Annotated in this window: 15 protein-coding genes and 1 tRNA gene; 9 read left to right on the forward strand and 7 right to left on the reverse strand. The window is 64.3% G+C overall.

Going from position 1 to position 16,198, the window contains the following annotated elements; all coding sequences use genetic code 11:
• From rapZ to ABT392_RS01385, 3 genes are read right to left on the reverse strand one after another with little or no spacing between them, the layout of a single operon-like run.
• Positions 1–921 carry an RNase adapter RapZ gene (gene rapZ / locus ABT392_RS01375; RefSeq protein ID WP_334279075.1) on the reverse strand — a complete coding sequence of 307 codons (921 nt, stop codon included), beginning with the start codon at positions 919–921 and terminating at the stop codon, positions 1–3.
• Positions 918–2,597: a DNA repair protein RecN gene (recN, locus tag ABT392_RS01380; RefSeq protein WP_395384307.1), complete on the reverse strand. Its 1,680-nt coding sequence runs from the start codon at positions 2,595–2,597 to the stop codon at positions 918–920. Before recN ends, rapZ begins: the two co-directional genes overlap by 4 nt.
• Positions 2,597–3,472, reverse strand: a complete 876-nt coding sequence (locus ABT392_RS01385; protein WP_334279339.1) for an NAD kinase — start codon at positions 3,470–3,472, stop codon at positions 2,597–2,599. The genes recN and ABT392_RS01385 overlap by 1 nt, the downstream gene beginning before the upstream one ends.
• Positions 3,473–3,540: 68 nt before the next feature.
• Between ABT392_RS01385 and hrcA the strand changes: the two genes are divergently transcribed.
• From hrcA to ABT392_RS01405, 4 genes are all read left to right on the forward strand, one after another.
• A complete protein-coding gene (gene hrcA / locus ABT392_RS01390; RefSeq protein WP_334279338.1) occupies positions 3,541–4,560 on the forward strand; it encodes a heat-inducible transcriptional repressor HrcA in 1,020 nt (339 codons plus the stop codon).
• Positions 4,561–4,597: 37 nt separating this feature from the next.
• A tRNA-Ile gene (locus ABT392_RS01395) sits at positions 4,598–4,674 on the forward strand.
• A gap of 376 nt (positions 4,675–5,050) precedes the next feature.
• Positions 5,051–5,332 (forward strand): helix-turn-helix domain-containing protein, encoded by a 282-nt coding sequence (locus tag ABT392_RS01400; protein WP_395384306.1) that lies wholly within the window; start codon positions 5,051–5,053, stop codon positions 5,330–5,332.
• A 2-nt stretch (positions 5,333–5,334) separates the two neighbouring features.
• A complete protein-coding gene (locus tag ABT392_RS01405) occupies positions 5,335–6,669 on the forward strand; it encodes a type II toxin-antitoxin system HipA family toxin (RefSeq protein WP_395384305.1) in 1,335 nt (444 codons plus the stop codon).
• 375 nt (positions 6,670–7,044) lie between these two features.
• Here the strand turns inward: ABT392_RS01405 and ABT392_RS01410 are convergent, their stop codons facing one another.
• From ABT392_RS01410 to ABT392_RS01425, 4 genes are all read right to left on the reverse strand, one after another.
• Positions 7,045–7,200, reverse strand: coding sequence for a hypothetical protein (locus ABT392_RS01410; RefSeq protein ID WP_395384304.1), 156 nt, complete (start codon positions 7,198–7,200; stop codon positions 7,045–7,047).
• Positions 7,201–7,427: 227 nt separating this feature from the next.
• Complete coding sequence (locus tag ABT392_RS01415; RefSeq protein WP_395384303.1) at positions 7,428–8,660, reverse strand: 6-phosphofructokinase; 1,233 nt, start codon at positions 8,658–8,660, stop codon at positions 7,428–7,430.
• A gap of 71 nt (positions 8,661–8,731) precedes the next feature.
• Positions 8,732–9,235, reverse strand: coding sequence for an outer membrane lipoprotein (locus ABT392_RS01420; RefSeq protein ID WP_334279044.1), 504 nt, complete (start codon positions 9,233–9,235; stop codon positions 8,732–8,734).
• Between the two features lie 101 nt (positions 9,236–9,336).
• Positions 9,337–9,894 (reverse strand): HNH endonuclease, encoded by a 558-nt coding sequence (locus ABT392_RS01425; RefSeq protein ID WP_395384302.1) that lies wholly within the window; start codon positions 9,892–9,894, stop codon positions 9,337–9,339.
• Between the two features lie 278 nt (positions 9,895–10,172).
• Here ABT392_RS01425 and ABT392_RS01430 point away from each other — a divergent pair, with 278 nt between their 5' ends.
• The 5 genes from ABT392_RS01430 (at position 10,173) to ABT392_RS01450 (ending at position 16,189) form a co-directional block, all read left to right on the forward strand.
• On the forward strand, positions 10,173–10,889 hold the full coding sequence (locus ABT392_RS01430; protein WP_464970883.1) for a TetR/AcrR family transcriptional regulator: 717 nt from the start codon (positions 10,173–10,175) through the stop codon (positions 10,887–10,889).
• Positions 10,890–10,917: 28 nt separating this feature from the next.
• Complete coding sequence (locus ABT392_RS01435; RefSeq protein ID WP_464970884.1) at positions 10,918–12,708, forward strand: acyl-CoA dehydrogenase C-terminal domain-containing protein; 1,791 nt, start codon at positions 10,918–10,920, stop codon at positions 12,706–12,708.
• Between the two features lie 93 nt (positions 12,709–12,801).
• Entirely contained in the window at positions 12,802–13,236 is a 435-nt protein-coding gene (locus ABT392_RS01440; protein ID WP_334279040.1) for a DUF2147 domain-containing protein, read from the forward strand.
• A gap of 31 nt (positions 13,237–13,267) precedes the next feature.
• Positions 13,268–15,664, forward strand: a complete 2,397-nt coding sequence (locus ABT392_RS01445) for a 3-hydroxyacyl-CoA dehydrogenase/enoyl-CoA hydratase family protein (RefSeq protein ID WP_464970885.1) — start codon at positions 13,268–13,270, stop codon at positions 15,662–15,664.
• Between the two features lie 24 nt (positions 15,665–15,688).
• A complete protein-coding gene (locus ABT392_RS01450; protein WP_334279038.1) occupies positions 15,689–16,189 on the forward strand; it encodes a DUF4442 domain-containing protein in 501 nt (166 codons plus the stop codon).
• The last annotated feature ends 9 nt before the right edge of the window (positions 16,190–16,198 follow it).

The following is a 16,198-nucleotide window of genomic DNA, read 5'->3' on the forward strand; positions in this document are numbered from 1 at the left end:
TCAGCGGTAGTCCAGCTCGCGGTGCCGCTTGAGCACCTGGCCGTGATAGGCGAACTGGCGCGTCAGCGTCTCCACCAGATAGACCGAGCGATGCTGGCCGCCGGTGCAGCCGATGGCAATCGTCAGGTAGCTGCGCTGGTCGGCAGCAAAGCTGGGCAGCCACTGGCCGATGAAGGAGCCGATCTGCGCCAGCATCAGGCGCACCTCGGGCTGGTCTTCCAGGTAGGCCGCGACCGGCTTGTCTCGCCCGTTCAGCGGGCGCAGCTCGCGGTCGTAATAGGGGTTGGGCAGCACCCGCACGTCGAAGACGAAATCGGCGTCGCTCGGCACGCCATGCTTGAAGGCGAATGACTCGAACACCAGGGTCAGCGATTCGCCCTTGACCGCCACCAGGTCGCGCACCCAGGCGCGCAGTTGCGCGGGGCGCAAGAGGCTGGTGTCAATCACGGTCGATTCGACCCGCAGCGCGGCCAGCAGCTCTCGTTCCAGCTGGATTGCATCGAGCAGCGCGCGATGCGCGTCGTCGCCCGAGGTGTCGTCTTGACGCAGCGGGTGAGGACGGCGCGTTTCCGAGAATCGGCGCATCAGCGCCTCGGTATTGGCATCCAGGAAGATCGAGCGAACGGCCGTGCCCTCGCTGCGCAATTGCTTGATCAGCGGCAGCAGATGCGGCAAGGAGCCCGCGCTGCGCACATCAACTGCGATGGCCACGCGACGCTTGCCGCGGCGTTCTTCCAGCATCAGGAACTGCGGCAGCAATTCGGGCGGCAGGTTGTCCACGCAGAAGAAACCGGCGTCCTCCAGCGCATGCATGGCGACCGACTTGCCGCCGCCCGACATGCCCGTCAGGAGCACCAGATCGGCGGCGCCGGTGGGGCTGACGCCGATATCAATCAAGGGGGCGGGGCTGGTGCTGATCATGATTTGGCTGCCTTGGCCGGCTTCGCGGAGAGCGTCAGCATCTCCTGCGCATGGGCCAGGCTGGTGGAAGAGAGACGTTCGCCGCCCAGCATGCGGGCGATTTCGGCCACGCGTGCCTCGCCGGACACCGGCTGCACATCGCTGCAGGTGACGCCCTGGTGCAAGGCCTTGGAGACGACGTAATGCTGGTCCGCGCAAGCGGCAACCTGGGGCAGGTGGGTGACAGCCAGCACCTGTGACGACCGCCCCAGTTGCTTCATCAGCCGGCCCACGGTTTCGGCCACGGCACCGCCAACGCCGGCGTCGATCTCGTCAAAGATCAGGGTGCCGGCCGATTGACCTTCCAGCTGGCAGGTCGTGACCGCAATCGCCAGCGCGATGCGCGAAAGCTCGCCGCCAGACGCGACCTTGGCCAGCGGACGCGGCGTGCTGCCGGCATGGCCAGCCACCAGGAACTCAGCCGACTCCAGGCCGAAGCTCTGCGGCTGCTCTTGCGGCAGCAAGGAAATTTCGAATCGCCCACCTGCCATGCCCAGCTGCTGCATCGCCTGGCTCACGGCTGCAGACAAATGCGGCGCGGCCTTGCCGCGCGCCGTGCTGACCCGCTTGGCCTCCAGCTCGAAGGCCTTGCGCGCTGCGGCCTGTGCCTGTTCCAGCGCGGCCAGGTCAGTTGCAGCTTCGAGCTGTTGCAGCTCGGCCTTCCATTCATTCAGGAGACCCGGCAACTCGGCGGGCTGGCGGCGATAGCGGCGCGCCATCTGCATCCAGGCCGAGAGGCGCTCATCCAGTTGCTGCAGACGTTCCGGCTCCTGCTCCGCGCCATGCAGATAGGAACTCAGGGTGTGAACGGCGTCCTGCATCTGCGCTTGCGCACCAAGCAGCGCCTCGACTGCGGGTTGCAAGCGCGGGTCGTAATCGAGCACCGCTTGGAGGCCGTCCAGCGCGCGCTCGGTCAGGCGCTCGGCACTGGGCTCGGATTCGCTCAGCGCATCCAGGGCGCCGCGCGCGGCATCCATCAAGGAGGCGGCATGCGAGAGGCGCTGGTGCTCGGCATTGAGCTCTTCCCATTCCTGCTCGCCAGGCGACAGGCGGTCCAGCTCGCCGATCTGCCAGGCCAGGCGTTCGTGCTCGCGAGCCAACTCGGCGGACCGGCTACGGGCGCTCTCCAGCGTCTCGCTCGCAGCGCGCCAGTCGCCGTAGGACTTGGCAAGGGCGGCAGTATTCAGGCCTGCATAGGCATCGAGCAAGGCGCGTACCGCGGGCGCGCGGGTCAGGCCTTGCCAGGCGTGCTGGCCGTGGATGTCTACGAGGTGATCGGCCAGCTCGCGCAATTGGGCGACCGTGGCCGCACTGCCATTGATCCAGGCGCGACTCTTGCCTTGCGCGTCGATCACGCGGCGCAGGAGCAGGCTCTCGGAATCGGCGTCGAAGCCGGCCTCATCCAGCCACGTTGAGAGGCTCGTCGGGCGGTCGAATTCTGCGGTGATCTCGGCCTTGGCCGCGCCTTCGCGCACCACGCCAGCGTCGCCGCGGCTGCCCAGTGCGAGCTGCAGTGCGTCTATCAAGATCGACTTGCCGGCGCCGGTTTCACCGGTGAGGGCGGCGAAGCCGGCGCTGAAATCCAGCTCCAGCGAGGGGACTATTACGAAATCGCGAAGCGAAAGGCGGCGCAGCATCAGGCCACCCCTTCGTACCAACGCAGCTTGCGCCGCAGCGTCGCGTAGTAGCTCCAGCCCTTGGGATGCAGGAAGCAAACCTGGTGCTCCGAGCGGCGCACGCTGATGCGGTCGCCGTGCAGAAGGCTCGCCAGGCTCTGCATATCGAAATTCACACTCGCGTCGCGGCCGGCCACGATCTCCAGCAGCACGCCGCCCTGGTCGGGCAGCACGATGGGGCGGTTGGACAGCGCATGCGAAGCAATCGGCACGAGCACCCAGCCGGCAATGCTGGGGTGCAGGATCGGGCCGCCGGCTGAGAGTGAGTAGGCCGTCGAGCCCGTGGGCGAAGCGACGATCACGCCGTCGGCCCGCATATTGGCGACGAACTCTTCGCCCACCTGAACGCGCAGCTCCACCATGCCCGACGTGGCGCCGCGGCTCACGACCACGTCGTTCAGCGCCAGGCCCTCGAAAATGCACTCGCCATCCCGCCAGACAGCCCCCTCAAGCACGGCGCGCTTTTCCATCTCATAGTCGCCCACAAGAATGGGCTCGAGCGCTTCGCGGAAGCGCTCGATCGAGATATCGGTGATGAAGCCGAGCCGCCCCTGGTTGATGCCCACCAGCGGAATGGCGTGCCTTGCCATCTGGCGGGCGAAACCGAGCATCGTGCCGTCGCCACCGACCACGATGGCCAGGTCACAGTTCGCCCCGAGCTGGTCGGGACTCAATGCCTCGTAGGCGGTAATTCCGGTGTTTTGGGCAGTCTCGAGTTCGAGCGAGACGTCGAGGCCGAGGCCTGTGACGAACTCGGCAATCTCCTCCAGCAGCGGTCTGATGCCCCGCGCCTGATGTTTGCCCACGATTGCCGCATGTCGAAAACGCTTGGCCATGGAGGGAATTACACCACAGGGGCTTGTCCCGAACAGGCGAGGATGCGGGTGTCCGTACAATGAAAACCATGCTGGACGAGCGCTCCAAATCATTGCTGAAAACCCTGGTCGAACGCTATATCGCTGACGGCCAGCCTGTGGGCTCGCGCACGCTGTCCAAGGCATCTGGCCTTGAACTGTCGCCGGCCACCATCCGCAATGTGATGGCCGACCTGGAAGAGCTGGGCCTGATAGCGAGCCCGCACACGTCGGCCGGCCGCATACCCACGCCACGCGGCTACCGGCTGTTTGTCGACACGATGTTGACGGCCCAGCCCCATCTGATGGAGCCCAAGCCCCTGGAACAGCAGTTGCAGCCCGACCAGCCGCAGCGCGTGATCACCAGCGCGGCCAACCTGCTTTCCAATCTCTCGAGCTTTGTCGGCGTGGTCACGGCGCCGCGCAAGGCCAGCGTGTTCCATCACATCGAGTTCCTGCGCCTGGGCGACCGCCGGGTGCTGGTGATCATGGTCTCGCCCGACGGCGACGTGCAGAACCGCGTCATCTTCACCGCGCAAGACCTGAGCCAGAGCGAACTGGCCGAGGCCAGCAACCGGCTCAACGCGCACTACGCCGGCTTGACGCTGGAGTCGGTGCGCGAGCGGCTGAAGAGCGAGGTGGACGAACTGCGCGGCGAAATCGCCGGCCTGATGCAAGCCGCCGTCCAGGCCGGCACTGACGCGCTGGGCACCGGCGAAGAGCATCTGATCATCTCCGGCGAGCGCAACCTGCTCACCGTACAGGATTTCAGCAACGACCTCGGCAGCCTGCGCCGCCTGTTTGGTCTGTTCGAAGAGAAAACGCAATTGATGCGTCTGCTGGACGTGTCCAGCCGCGCCGAGGGCGTGCGCATCTACATCGGCGGCGAGAGCCAGGTCGTGCCCTACGAAGAGCTCTCGGTCGTCTCCGCCCCCTACGAGATCGACGGCAAGGTCGTCGGTACCCTGGGCGTGATCGGCCCCACCCGCATGGCCTACGACCGCATGATCCAGATCGTGGACATCACCTCCCGCATGGTCAGCCAGGCGCTGTCGGCGCACGGCAAGTAGGCTGAAGCAGCCCTATACAATCGCGCGCTTCCCCCGGGGGCCGTTAGCTCAGTTGGTTAGAGCAGAGGACTCATAATCCTTTGGTCGCAGGTTCAAGTCCTGCACGGCCTACCAATCACATCAATGACTTAGACGCTTGCTTGCGTTTTGAGTCATCGTGAATCGTGACAAAAGCGTGCTCTAGCGGGGCACGCTCTGCTGCCGCGCAGACTCGATTCTTGAGGCTGCGGCCATCAGGTTCTCGGTTGCGAACTTGGCGTAGCGGTCAACCATCACACGCGACTTCCAGCCGCTCAGGTCTTTCAGCTCGTCGCAGGTTGTGCCCGCCTGACGATGCCATGAGGCCCAGGTATGCCGTAGATCGCGAAACTGTATCGCTTTTGGCGATATTTCCAATTTATCGCCAAAAGCGATTTCTTGTGTTTATCGTCAATGGCGATATAGTGCAAATATCGGCAATGACGATAGCCCTGCTTCGCCGCCTCGACCTATGAACCAACTCATCTCCGTTCCCAGCCAGGTCGGCCTCGTCCTTCGAGCCGTGCGCAAAAGCGCCAAGCTGAGCCAGAAGCAGCTGGCCGCAAAACTCGGCATGAGCCAAAACCGCTTGTCCGAGCTGGAGACCGACCCGGGCTCCATGCGCGTGGACCAGCTCTTAGCTGTCCTGTCCGCGCTGGGCCTTGAATTGCAAGTGCAGACTCGAGGCGGGCTGCCAGTTGCCAGCAGTGAAGGCGGCGTGGGCTTGCCCACTGTTAGCAAAGTGGAGTGGTAGGCATGGGGCGTGCAACGAGCGCTCGCGCCCTCTCCGTCTGGGCCAACGGCGAGCGAGTGGGCACCTGGACCATCCCTGCCCGTGGCGACATGGAGTTCGTCTACGACCCGGACTGGATTGCCTCAGAGGCAGGTCGCCCGCTGTCGCTGTCCATGCCATTCACGGGCGCACAGGCCTTGCGCGGCGCCCCAGTCAACAACTACTTCGAGAACCTGCTACCTGACAGCGAGGCCATCCGAAAGCGCGTGGCCACCCGATTCAAGACCGATACCCTGGAGGCGTTTGACCTGCTCGAGGCCATCGGGCGTGATTGCGTGGGCGCCATCCAACTGCTCGGCGCTGATGAGTCGCCGGTCAACGTCACAAGCATTGAGGGCACGCCGCTCAACGAAGGTGAGGTGGAGGAACTGCTGCAGTTGGCTGCTGGCTCAGGCGCGCACCCGGGCGTGGAAGACGACGACAACTTCCGAATCTCGCTTGCCGGCGCCCAAGAGAAGACGGCGCTCTTGTGGCATGACGGCCAGTGGAAGCGTCCTCACGGCTCCACCCCCACCTCGCACATCCTGAAGCTGCCCATCGGACTTGTGGGTGCGCGCAAGGCCGACTTTGGCACATCGGTGGAAAACGAGTGGCTCTGCATGGAGCTGATGCGCGAGCTCGGGCTACCGACGGCCAAGACAGAGATTCTCCAGTTCGGGAGCCAAAAGGTTCTTTCCGTAGAGCGATTCGACCGGCAGATGCACTCTTCAGGCACTTGGTTGCTGCGCCTTCCGCAGGAAGATTTCTGCCAAGTGTGTGGCACTGCGCCCCACCGCAAGTACGAAGCCGATGGCGGGCCTGGCATCGCGGACATCGCCCGTGTTCTCACTGGCTCCATGAACGCGCAAGCCGACCTCAAGAACTTTCTCAAGACGCAGCTGCTTTTCTGGATGATGGCTGCCCCCGACGGTCACGCCAAGAACTTCAGTCTGCGCATCTTGCCGCGCGGCCGTTACGCGCTCACGCCGCTCTACGATGTGATGTCCATCTGGCCCGTTGAAGGAAACGGCGCAAGCCAGTTCTCATGGCACAAGGCCAAGCTCGCCATGGCGCTGCATGGCAAGAATCGGCACTACAACTTCAAGGACATCCAGCGTCGCCACTTCAACGCGACGGCTGCAAAGTATTTCCAGCGCGGAAGTGCAGAGGATGTCATCGAAGAGGTGCTGGAGGACCTTGAGCGAGCCATCTCAGCTCTATCTGTCCGACTGCCCGCCGGCTACCCGGAGAGGGTAGCGACAGCCGTCTTCGCGGGCCTGCGGCGCACGGCCGAACTCCTTGCCAACTCGCCACCCTGAATCGTGGAAGCCCGGAAGCTCATCAACAGTACAAGCCACCGACTAGCTGACACCCCCCGCTTAACGCGACAGGGCTCTCGGACATGAGGTACTCAACGCCATCCCCGTGAGGCTGGATTCCAAGTGGCCGTTGCCTGACTGCCAGCGGCGGCGACCTCCGTTGGCGACCACAGCAGGTCGTCCAGCAGCGTCACGGTGTCACCCAGGCTGGCGGCTTCAATGCGGTTCTTGTTTAGGAAGGCTTGCCACTGGCGCAGCTTTGCGGTGCCGGGCCAGTTCTAGGATGTGGTCAGATTGGTGCATGAGGGATGAGTTTTATATCCGCATTACTTTGGTTCAAGTGATGCGAAATTCAATCAGCCCCTTGCCGTGGTTTCACACCTCGCCGGTTCTGCCCATGGCCGCCGCGGCTTCTTCAATGGCGTTGCGAACCGGTGCGACGATCAAACGGGCGTAGACCTTGGTGGCTTCCGGGGTCTTGTGCTTCAGAACCTTGCCGATGATTGGCAGACTGGCGCCGCTGCTGGCCAACCATGACCCGCGCGTGCGGCGGGACTTCTATCTGGACGCGCAGTGGCGTTCTTCAGGCCCCGACTTCAGGTGCGCCTGTTACTACGCTTGGCGCATTGGATTGAAGCGAGAACGGCCTTGATCCGCAATGGGATTGAGCTCGGGTATGGCGATTCGATCCTTCAGATTGAGGAGGGATCGGCGCGCATTCTGGTGCGCGCATCCTGAAAGTCAGGAGCCCGAATTGCCTACTTGCCCAGCACCTTGGCCACCGGCGCCGGCCGCAGCCTGAAGGCCTCGGGCATGCCCGAGCCCAGGAGCGGGCGCAGGTACATGCGGAAGGCGTCGGTCACGTCGGTGCCGCTTTCGCTGATGAAGGCGTCTTCCATCGTGCGGGTCTTGCCGGCCACCGCGTCCAGCGGCAGCAGCTCGTAGTCAACCGAATAGAAGCCGGTGCGCTTGATGGCGACCGAGCCGGAGGTGCGGCCGCTGGCATCGCCCCACATCGCGTACTGCACGGCCTTCTCGCCCACTTCGCGGGCTTCGCGTTGATCAACGTCGGACACGCAGCCGACGAAGCTGCGCTGCACATAGCCGAAGGTGTCGCCACGCACGCGCTTGATCTTGAGCTTGGTCTTGATCTCTTCGCACAAGAGGTCGGCCAGCGCGCCGGAGCCGGAGAGCTGCACATTGCCATGGGCGTCGCGCTCCAGGTCCTTGGCGAGCTGCGCGGCAATCGGCTCGCCGGATGCGTCGTGGATGCCTTCCGAGACAGCGATCACGCAGCGGCCATAGCGCTCGTAGGTGGCCTTCACGTCGGCCAGGAACTTGTCGAGCGAGAAGACGCGCTCGGGCAGATAGATCAGGTGCGGGCCGTCGTCAGGGAACTTCTTTCCCAGCGCCGAAGCGGCGGTGAGGAAGCCGGCGTGCCGGCCCATCACTACCGCGAGATAGATGCCCGGCAGGGAGGCGTTGTCGAGGTTGGCGCCGGCAAAGGCCTGGGCCACGAAGCGCGCGGCCGATGGGAAGCCGGGGGTGTGGTCGTTGCCGACCAGGTCGTTGTCAATCGTCTTCGGGATGTGCACGCAGCGCAGCGGATAGTTGGCCGCCTGGGCCTGTTCGCTCACGATGCGCACGGTGTCGGAGGAATCATTGCCGCCGATGTAGAAGAAGTAGCCGATATCGTGCGCCTGCAGGACCTTGAAGATCTGCTGGCAATAGGCGATGTCGGGTTTGTCTCGCGTGGAGCCCAGTGCGGAGGAGGGTGTGCCGGCGATCAGCTCGAGGTTGTGGCTGGTTTCGGCGGTGAGGTCGACGAAGTCTTCGTTGATGATGCCGCGCACGCCGTGGCGCGCACCATAGACGCGCTCGATGCCGAGGTGGCGCCTCGCTTCAAGCACCAGGCCGGCCAGCGACTGGTTGATCACCGCCGTCGGGCCGCCGCCTTGTGCGACCAGTACCTTGTTTGCGCCTGCTGCCATGATGAAAGCCGCTCCGTCTAGCTTGAGGGAGCGGCCATTGAACCATGAGGCGCCGAGGCGGCGCGACCCGGTTATTGCCCGGGGGTGGGCGCCGGGCGTGCGGCGCTTTGCTGCACCACGGGAGCGCGGGTCACGCGGGTCTTGCCACCGGTGGTGGTGAGGATCACCGCTTCGCCGGCAGCAAAATTCTCTTCGCCCTTGGCTTGCACCACCGAGCGGCGCTCGCCGTTGCGCATCTGCAGGAGGATTTCGATGGCTTCCTCGCGGGTGGCGTTGCGCTCGATGGCATTGCCGACCACGGCGCCAACCACGGCTCCGATCACGCCGACCACCTGGCCTTCTCGGCGGCCACCGACCGAGGAGCCGGCAATGGCGCCGGTGACGGCGCCGGCCGCGCCGCCGATGCCGCTTTGCGTGCCATCAACCACGACGGGGCGGACCGACAACACGGTGGCGTCTTGCACCAGCGCAAGGCGCTGGGCGTCGCCGCGCTGGACCACATCGGGGTTGGTCGTCGAGCAGGCAGAGAGGGTGGCCATCGCCGCGATTGCCAGCGTGGAAACAAGAAATTTCATGATTGGGCTCCGAGGGGTCATGGGACCCCCAACGGCAGCTATTTTGCGTCCGTTGACCTGATTACAAGTCTTTACGGACTTCTTTGTGCAGGCCCATGACTTCAGGCATAGAGCCGGCTGGAGCGCGGCACGCTGGCGAGCAGGAACTCCATCTGGTCGGCCAGGATGCGGCGGCCGCGCAGGATCATGTCTTCATGCAGGCTGGGCACGTAGGGCAGGTAGAGCAGGCTCATGTTGGCTTCTTCCGGCAGCCGGCTGCCTTTTCGACCATTGCAGCAGCGGCAGGCGGTGATGCAGTTCATCCAGCTGTCGGCGCCGCCGCGGGAGGTGGGGATGATGTGCTCGCGGGTCAGATCTTCGCTGTGGTGGCGATGGCCGCAGTAGGCACAGACCTGGCGGTCGCGCGTGAAGAGCTTGGGGTTGGTCAGCGCCGGCGTTTGGCGCCAGGCCCGGCTGGGCACGGCGCCGCGCACGGCGATGATGGGATGCACTTCGATGCGGGACTGCATGCCGGTGCGGCGCTGCAGGCCGCCACGCATCACTTGGCAGGGGTCGCCAAGCGTCCAGGCCACGCCATCACTGGCGTAGATCACGGCGGCTTCCTTGGTTGTGATCCAGGCCTGGGGGCGACCCGAAACATCCAGTTGCAGAACATCCACAGCGCAGACCTCCTGGGCGCAGAGTACTGCAAGAGTGCGTACTGACTCAATAGCAGCGGCCATCAGTGGACGGCTTGTCGCGTGATCGCCATGTCAGGGCAATGGCCGTCCAACCGTCATCAAGTGGTCAAGAGCCGAGCGCTTGAATCGGGCCGGCTAGGCGGCATCCCCTAAAAAATGCACGGATTCAGTGAGGCAGTCGAGCCAGCTTTCTGCAAAATAGAACGACCGTTCGTTTTATTATGCGATCCGTCGCTTCCTTTCCGGATCCTGCCACCGTGTCAGTTCTGCCGTCCAATCCGCCCAAAGCCGCCGTTGCGCCGCGCCGCGTGGCCCGCTCGCTGCAGAAGGGCCAGCAGACCCGTGCCGCCATCCTGGAAGCGGCGCTGGGACTGGCTTCGCACATGGGGCTGGAAGGCCTGTCCATCGGCGCGCTGGCGGACATGATCAAGATGAGCAAGTCCGGCGTGTTCGCCCATTTCGGCTCGCGCGAGGAATTGCAGATCGCCGTGGTGCGCGAGTATCACGCCAAGTTCGAGGAAGAAGTCTTCTTCCCGGCGATTCGCGAAGTCCGCGGCCTGCCGCGCTTGCGCGGTCTGTATGAGCGCTGGGTGCGCCGCGTCTCGGTCGAAATCGATTCGGGCTGCATCTATATCAGCGGTGCGGTCGAGTTCGACGACCGGCCCGGCCCGGTGCGCGATGCCCTGGTCACCATGGTGCAAGCCTGGCACGGCGCGCTGTTCAAGGCCATCGTGCTGGCCAAGGAGGTCGGCCATCTGCAGGAGGCGGCCGACGTCGAGCAGATCCTCTTCGAATTGCACGGCCTGATCCTTTCCCTCCATCACGATGCGCGCTTCATGCGCAGCCCCGGCGCCTTGCAGCGCGCGGGCGTTGGCTTTGAGCGCATCGTCCAGTTCTACGCGACGCAGTCGGGCCTCAAGGCCGACGCGGCAGCGAAAAAGCCCGAACCGGCCGCCGGCAACAAGCGGTCCTGACCCCCCAGATTCAAACCGAGGAGCCACCATGCCCCAGTACAACCCGCCCCTGCGCGACATGCAGTTCGTGATGCACGAAGTGCTGAACGTCGTCGACGAGCTGAAGCTGCTGCCGGCTCATGCCGACATGGATGTCGACACCATCAACGCCATCCTGGAAGAAGGTGGCAAGTTCGCGTCCGAAGTGATCCAGCCCTTGAACCTGTCGGGTGATGCCGAAGGTTGCAAGCTGGACAAGACCACGCATGAAGTGACGTCCCCGAAGGGCTTCAAGGAAGCCTACGCCAAGTACGTGGAAGGCGGCTGGCCTGCGCTGGGCTGCGACCCCGAGTACGGCGGCCAGGGCCTGCCTGTCATCGTGAACCAGGCCTTCTACGAGATGCTGAACTCGGGCAACCAAGCCTGGACGATGTACCCGGGCCTGAGCCACGGCGCCTATGAAGCCCTGCATGCCCATGGCACGCCCGAGCAGAAGGCCACCTACCTGCCAAAGCTGACCAGCGGCGAGTGGACCGGCACCATGTGCCTGACCGAGCCGCATTGCGGCACTGACCTCGGCATGCTGCGCAGCAAGGCCGAGCCGCAGGCTGACGGCACCTACAAGATCACCGGCGCCAAGATCTTCATCTCGGCCGGCGAGCACGACATGGCCGCCAACATCATCCACCTGGTGCTGGCCCGCCTGCCGGACGCACCGGCCGGCTCCAAGGGCATCTCGCTCTTCGTCGTGCCCAAGTTCAATGTGAATGCCGACGGCTCGCTGGGCGAGCGCAATGGCATCTATTGCGGCGGCCTCGAGCACAAGATGGGCATCCACGCCAACTCGACCTGCCAGATGGTGCTGGACGGCGCCGTCGGCACGATGGTTGGCCAGCCCAACAAGGGCCTGGCAGCGATGTTCGTGATGATGAATGCCGCCCGCCTGGGCGTGGGCAACCAGTCGCTGGGCCTGACCGAAGCGGCGTACCAGAACGCCGTGGCCTACGCCAAGGACCGCATCCAGATGCGTTCGCTCTCGGGCCCGAAGGCGCCCGACAAGGCGGCCGACCCGATCATCGTGCACCCCGACGTGCGCAAGATGCTGCTCACCGCCCGTGCCTACGCCGAAGGCGGCCGTGCGCTGAACACCTATGTCGGCCTGCAGCTCGACAAGGCGCTGAGCTCGCACGACGAAGACGAGCGCAAGGAATGCGAAGCCGAAGTCGCGCTGCTGACGCCCATCATCAAGGCTTTCATCACCGACAACGGCTGGATCGCCACCTCGCATTGCATGCAGGTCTTTGGCGGCCACGGCTACATCCACGAGTGGGGCATGGAGCAGTTCGTCCGCGACGCCCGCATCAACATGATCTACGAGGGCACCAACACGATCCAGTCGCTGGACCTGCTGGGCCGCAAGATTCTCGGCAACAACGGCGCCACGCTGAAGAAGTTCGGCAAGAAGATTGCCACGTTCGTGGAAGACGAGGGTACCGATGAAGCCATGCAGGAATTCATCAACCCGCTGGCGGAGCTGGGCGACAAGGTCACCAAGCTGACCACCGAGATCGGCATGAAGGCCTTCGGCAACCCGGATGAAGTGGGTGCTGCCGCAGTGGACTATCTGCGCGTGGTCGGCCACCTGACATTCGCCTACTTCTTTGCCCGCATGGCCAAGGTGGCCCTGCAAAAGAAGGACAGCGGCGACCCGTTCTACACCGCCAAGCTCTCGACGGCGCGCTTCTATTTTGCGAAGCTGCTGCCGGAGACGGCATCGCTGATCCGCACTTGCCGCGCGGGCTTGAGCCCGCTGATGGAAATGGACGAAGCGCTGTTCTGATCCACAAATCTGCGTCCTTGCCTCATTGATCCCAGGCCCGCTGACAAGACAAACGTCAGCGGCGGGCCATCACAACACCAGGAGACACCACCGATGAAAGCACTGATCACCGCCGCCACCCTGAGCCTCTTGAGCAGCCTCGCTGCCGCGCAGGCCACGCCTGTGGGCCTGTGGAAGACGATCGACGACGACGGCAAGACCGAAAAGTCGCTGGTGCGCATCACCGAGAACGGTGGCGTGTTCACCGGCACCATCGAGAAGATCTTCGACGCGAGCAAGGCCGATGGCAAATGCGATCAGTGCAAGGACGACCGCAAGGACAAGCCCGTGGTGGGCCTGCAGATCATCCGCAGCGTCAAGCAGGATGCAGACGACAAGACCTTGTGGGGCGGTGGCGAGATCCTCGACCCCAACAATGGCAAGACTTACAAGACCCGGCTGAAGCCGGTTGATGGTGGCAAGCGCATGGAGATGCGCGGCTATATCGGTTTCTTCTACCGCACCCAGGTCTGGGTGCGCGTCGAGTAAAGAAGCCTTTCAGAATTTCAGGAGAACTTCCGTGAGTCGATTCCAAGTCCGCAAAGTCGCCGTGCTCGGCGCTGGCGTGATGGGCGCGCAGATCGCCGCCCATCTGGTCAATGTCAAGGTGCCGGTCATCCTGTTCGACCTGCCGGCGAAAGAGGGCCCCAAGAACGGCATCGTCACCAAGGCGGTCGAGGGCTTGAAGAAGCTCAAGCCCGCGCCGCTGGGCGTGGCCGAGAACGCCGCGCTGATCCAGCAGGCCAACTACGAAGAGCACCTGGAGCTCCTGAAAGACTGCGATCTGATCATCGAGGCCATTGCCGAGCGCATGGACTGGAAGCTCGATCTGTACACCAAGATCGCTCCGTTCATCGCCCCGCATGCCATCGTCGCCTCGAACACCTCGGGCCTGTCGATCACCAAGCTCAGCGAAGTGCTGCCCGAAGAAATCAAGCCGCGCTTCTGCGGCATCCATTTCTTCAACCCGCCGCGCTACATGTACCTGGTGGAGCTGATCAACACGCCGACCACGCGTCCGGAAGTGATCGACCAGCTGGAGAGCTTCGTGACCACGGCCGTGGGCAAGGGCGTTGTGCGGGCGAACGACACGCCCAACTTCGTCGCCAACCGCGTCGGCATCGCCGGCATGATGGCCACGATGATCGAGGCCGAGAAGTTCGGCCTTTCCGTTGACGTCGTTGACGACCTGACCGGCAAGAAGCTGGGCCGCGCATCGAGCGGCACGTTCCGCACGGCAGACGTGGTGGGCCTGGACACGATGGCTCACGTCGTCAAGACTATGCAGGACAACCTGAAGGACGACCCCTTCTACAGCACCTACGCCACGCCCAAGGTGCTGGCCGGTCTGATCGAGAAGGGTGCCCTCGGCCAGAAGAGCGGCGGCGGCTTCTACAAGAAGGTCGGCAAGGACATCCAGCGCCTGGATTTCGCCACCGGTGAGTACGTGGCCGGCGGCAAGAAGGCAGACGAGATCGTGGCCCGCATGCTAAAAAAGCCTGCGCCTGATCGCATCAAGCTGCTGCGTGAATCGACCAACCCGCAGGCCCAGTTCCTGTGGTCCATCCTGCGCGACAGCTTCCACTACGCCGCCGTGCACCTGAATACCGTGGCCGACACCGCCCGCGAAATCGACTTCGCGATGCGCTGGGGCTTCGGCACAGCCCAAGGCCCGTTCGAGCTGTGGCAAGCTGCTGGCTGGAAGCAGGTCGCTGAATGGATCTCGGCCGACATCGCTGATGGCAAGACGCTCGCGAGCGCCCCGCTGCCCGCCTGGGTGACCGAAGGCCCGGTGGCCGAGAACGGTGGCGTGCATTCCAAGCAAGGCTCGTGGAGCGCCGCGGAAGGCAAGTTCAAGCCGCGCGCCAAGCTGCCGGTCTATCAGCGTCAGGCATTCCCTGAATCGCTGGTGGGTGAGGGCGCTGTCGAGCCGCTGAAGGCCGGCACCGAAGAGTTCAAGAACGAGGAAGTGCGCGTCTGGACGCTGGACGGCGAAGTACTGATCGCATCGATCACCGCCAAGCTGCACCTGATCAGCCCGACCGTGACCGAAGGCATCCTGAAGGCCGTCGAGATCGCCGAGGCCAAGTACAAGGGTCTGGTGATCTGGTCGCCGGACGATGTGTTCTCGGCCGGCGCTAACCTCGAAGCGCTGATGCCGGTCTTCATGAGCAAGGGCTCCAAGGGCATCGCTCCGGAAGAAAAGAAGCTGCAGGACGCGATGCTGCGCATCCGCTACGCCAACGTGCCTGTGGTCGCCGCCATGCGCGGCCTGGCTCTCGGCGGTGGCTGCGAGCTGGCCGTGCATTGCGCCCGCCGTGTCGCGCACATGGAAAGCTATGTCGGCCTCGTGGAAGTCGGCGTGGGCCTGATCCCGGGTGCCGGCGGCCTGACCTACATTGCCCGCCGCGCCGCAGAGATGGCCAAGGCTGGCAATGCCGATGCCGACATCTTCGCCTTCCTGAAGGATGGTTTCACCACGGCCGCCACGGCCAAGGTCGCCACCTCCGCGCTCGAAGCCAAGAAGAACGGCTTCCTGCTGGACAGCGACATCATCGTGGCCAACAAGGACGAGCTGCTGCACATCGCCACGGCGCAAGCCAAGGCCTTGTTCGAGACCGGCTACCGCGCGCCGGCCAAGGCCCTGTTCCCGGTGGCCGGTCGTTCGGGCATCGCCACGATCAAGGGCCAGCTGGCCAACATGCGTGACGGCGGCTTCATCAGCGCGCACGACTTCCATCTCGCAGCACTGATCGCCGATGTGGTCTGCGGCGGCGAAGTGGAGGCCGGTTCGCTGGTCGACGAGGAGTACCTGATGTCGCTGGAGCGCAAGCACTTCTGCTCGCTGCTGGACCACCCGAAGACCCAGGAACGCATCATGGGCATGCTGCAAACCGGCAAGCCGGTGCGCAACTGATCCACGGTTGCTTCATCCACCGTCATGAACGCCACTCCGAACCGTCTCGCCCGCACCTTGCAGCGCGTTGAAGCGCTGCCGGCACTGCTGCGCGGGCCGGCGCGCAACCTGGCCCTGCGCCGCGCCGTGCCCTTCACGGGCACGGCCGGCCTGGACTTTGTTGCGCTGACCCCTGCGATGACGGAAATCGCCATTGCCAACAAGCGGCCGGTGCAGAACCACATCCAGGGCGTTCACGCCGCTGCGATGGCACTGCTGGCCGAGACGGCCACCGGCATGGTGGTCGGCATGAATGTGCGCGACGACTGCCTGCCGCTTTGCAAGTCCATGCATGTGGATTTCAAGAAGCGCGCCACCGGCGCGATGCGCGCGACGGCGCGTTTGTCCGAAGCACAGCGGGCCAGCATGGCGGCTGATGCCAAGGGCGAGGTCACGGTGTCGGTGGTGGTGACGGATGAGGCCGGCGTGAACCCGGTGGAATGTGAATTTGTCTGGGCCTGGATACCCAAGGCCCCCAAGAACTGAAAGGCTGAA

It is taken from the genome of Paucibacter sp. JuS9, assembly GCF_044043925.2.
Taxonomy (GTDB): Bacteria; Pseudomonadota; Gammaproteobacteria; order Burkholderiales; family Burkholderiaceae_C; genus JAUASW01.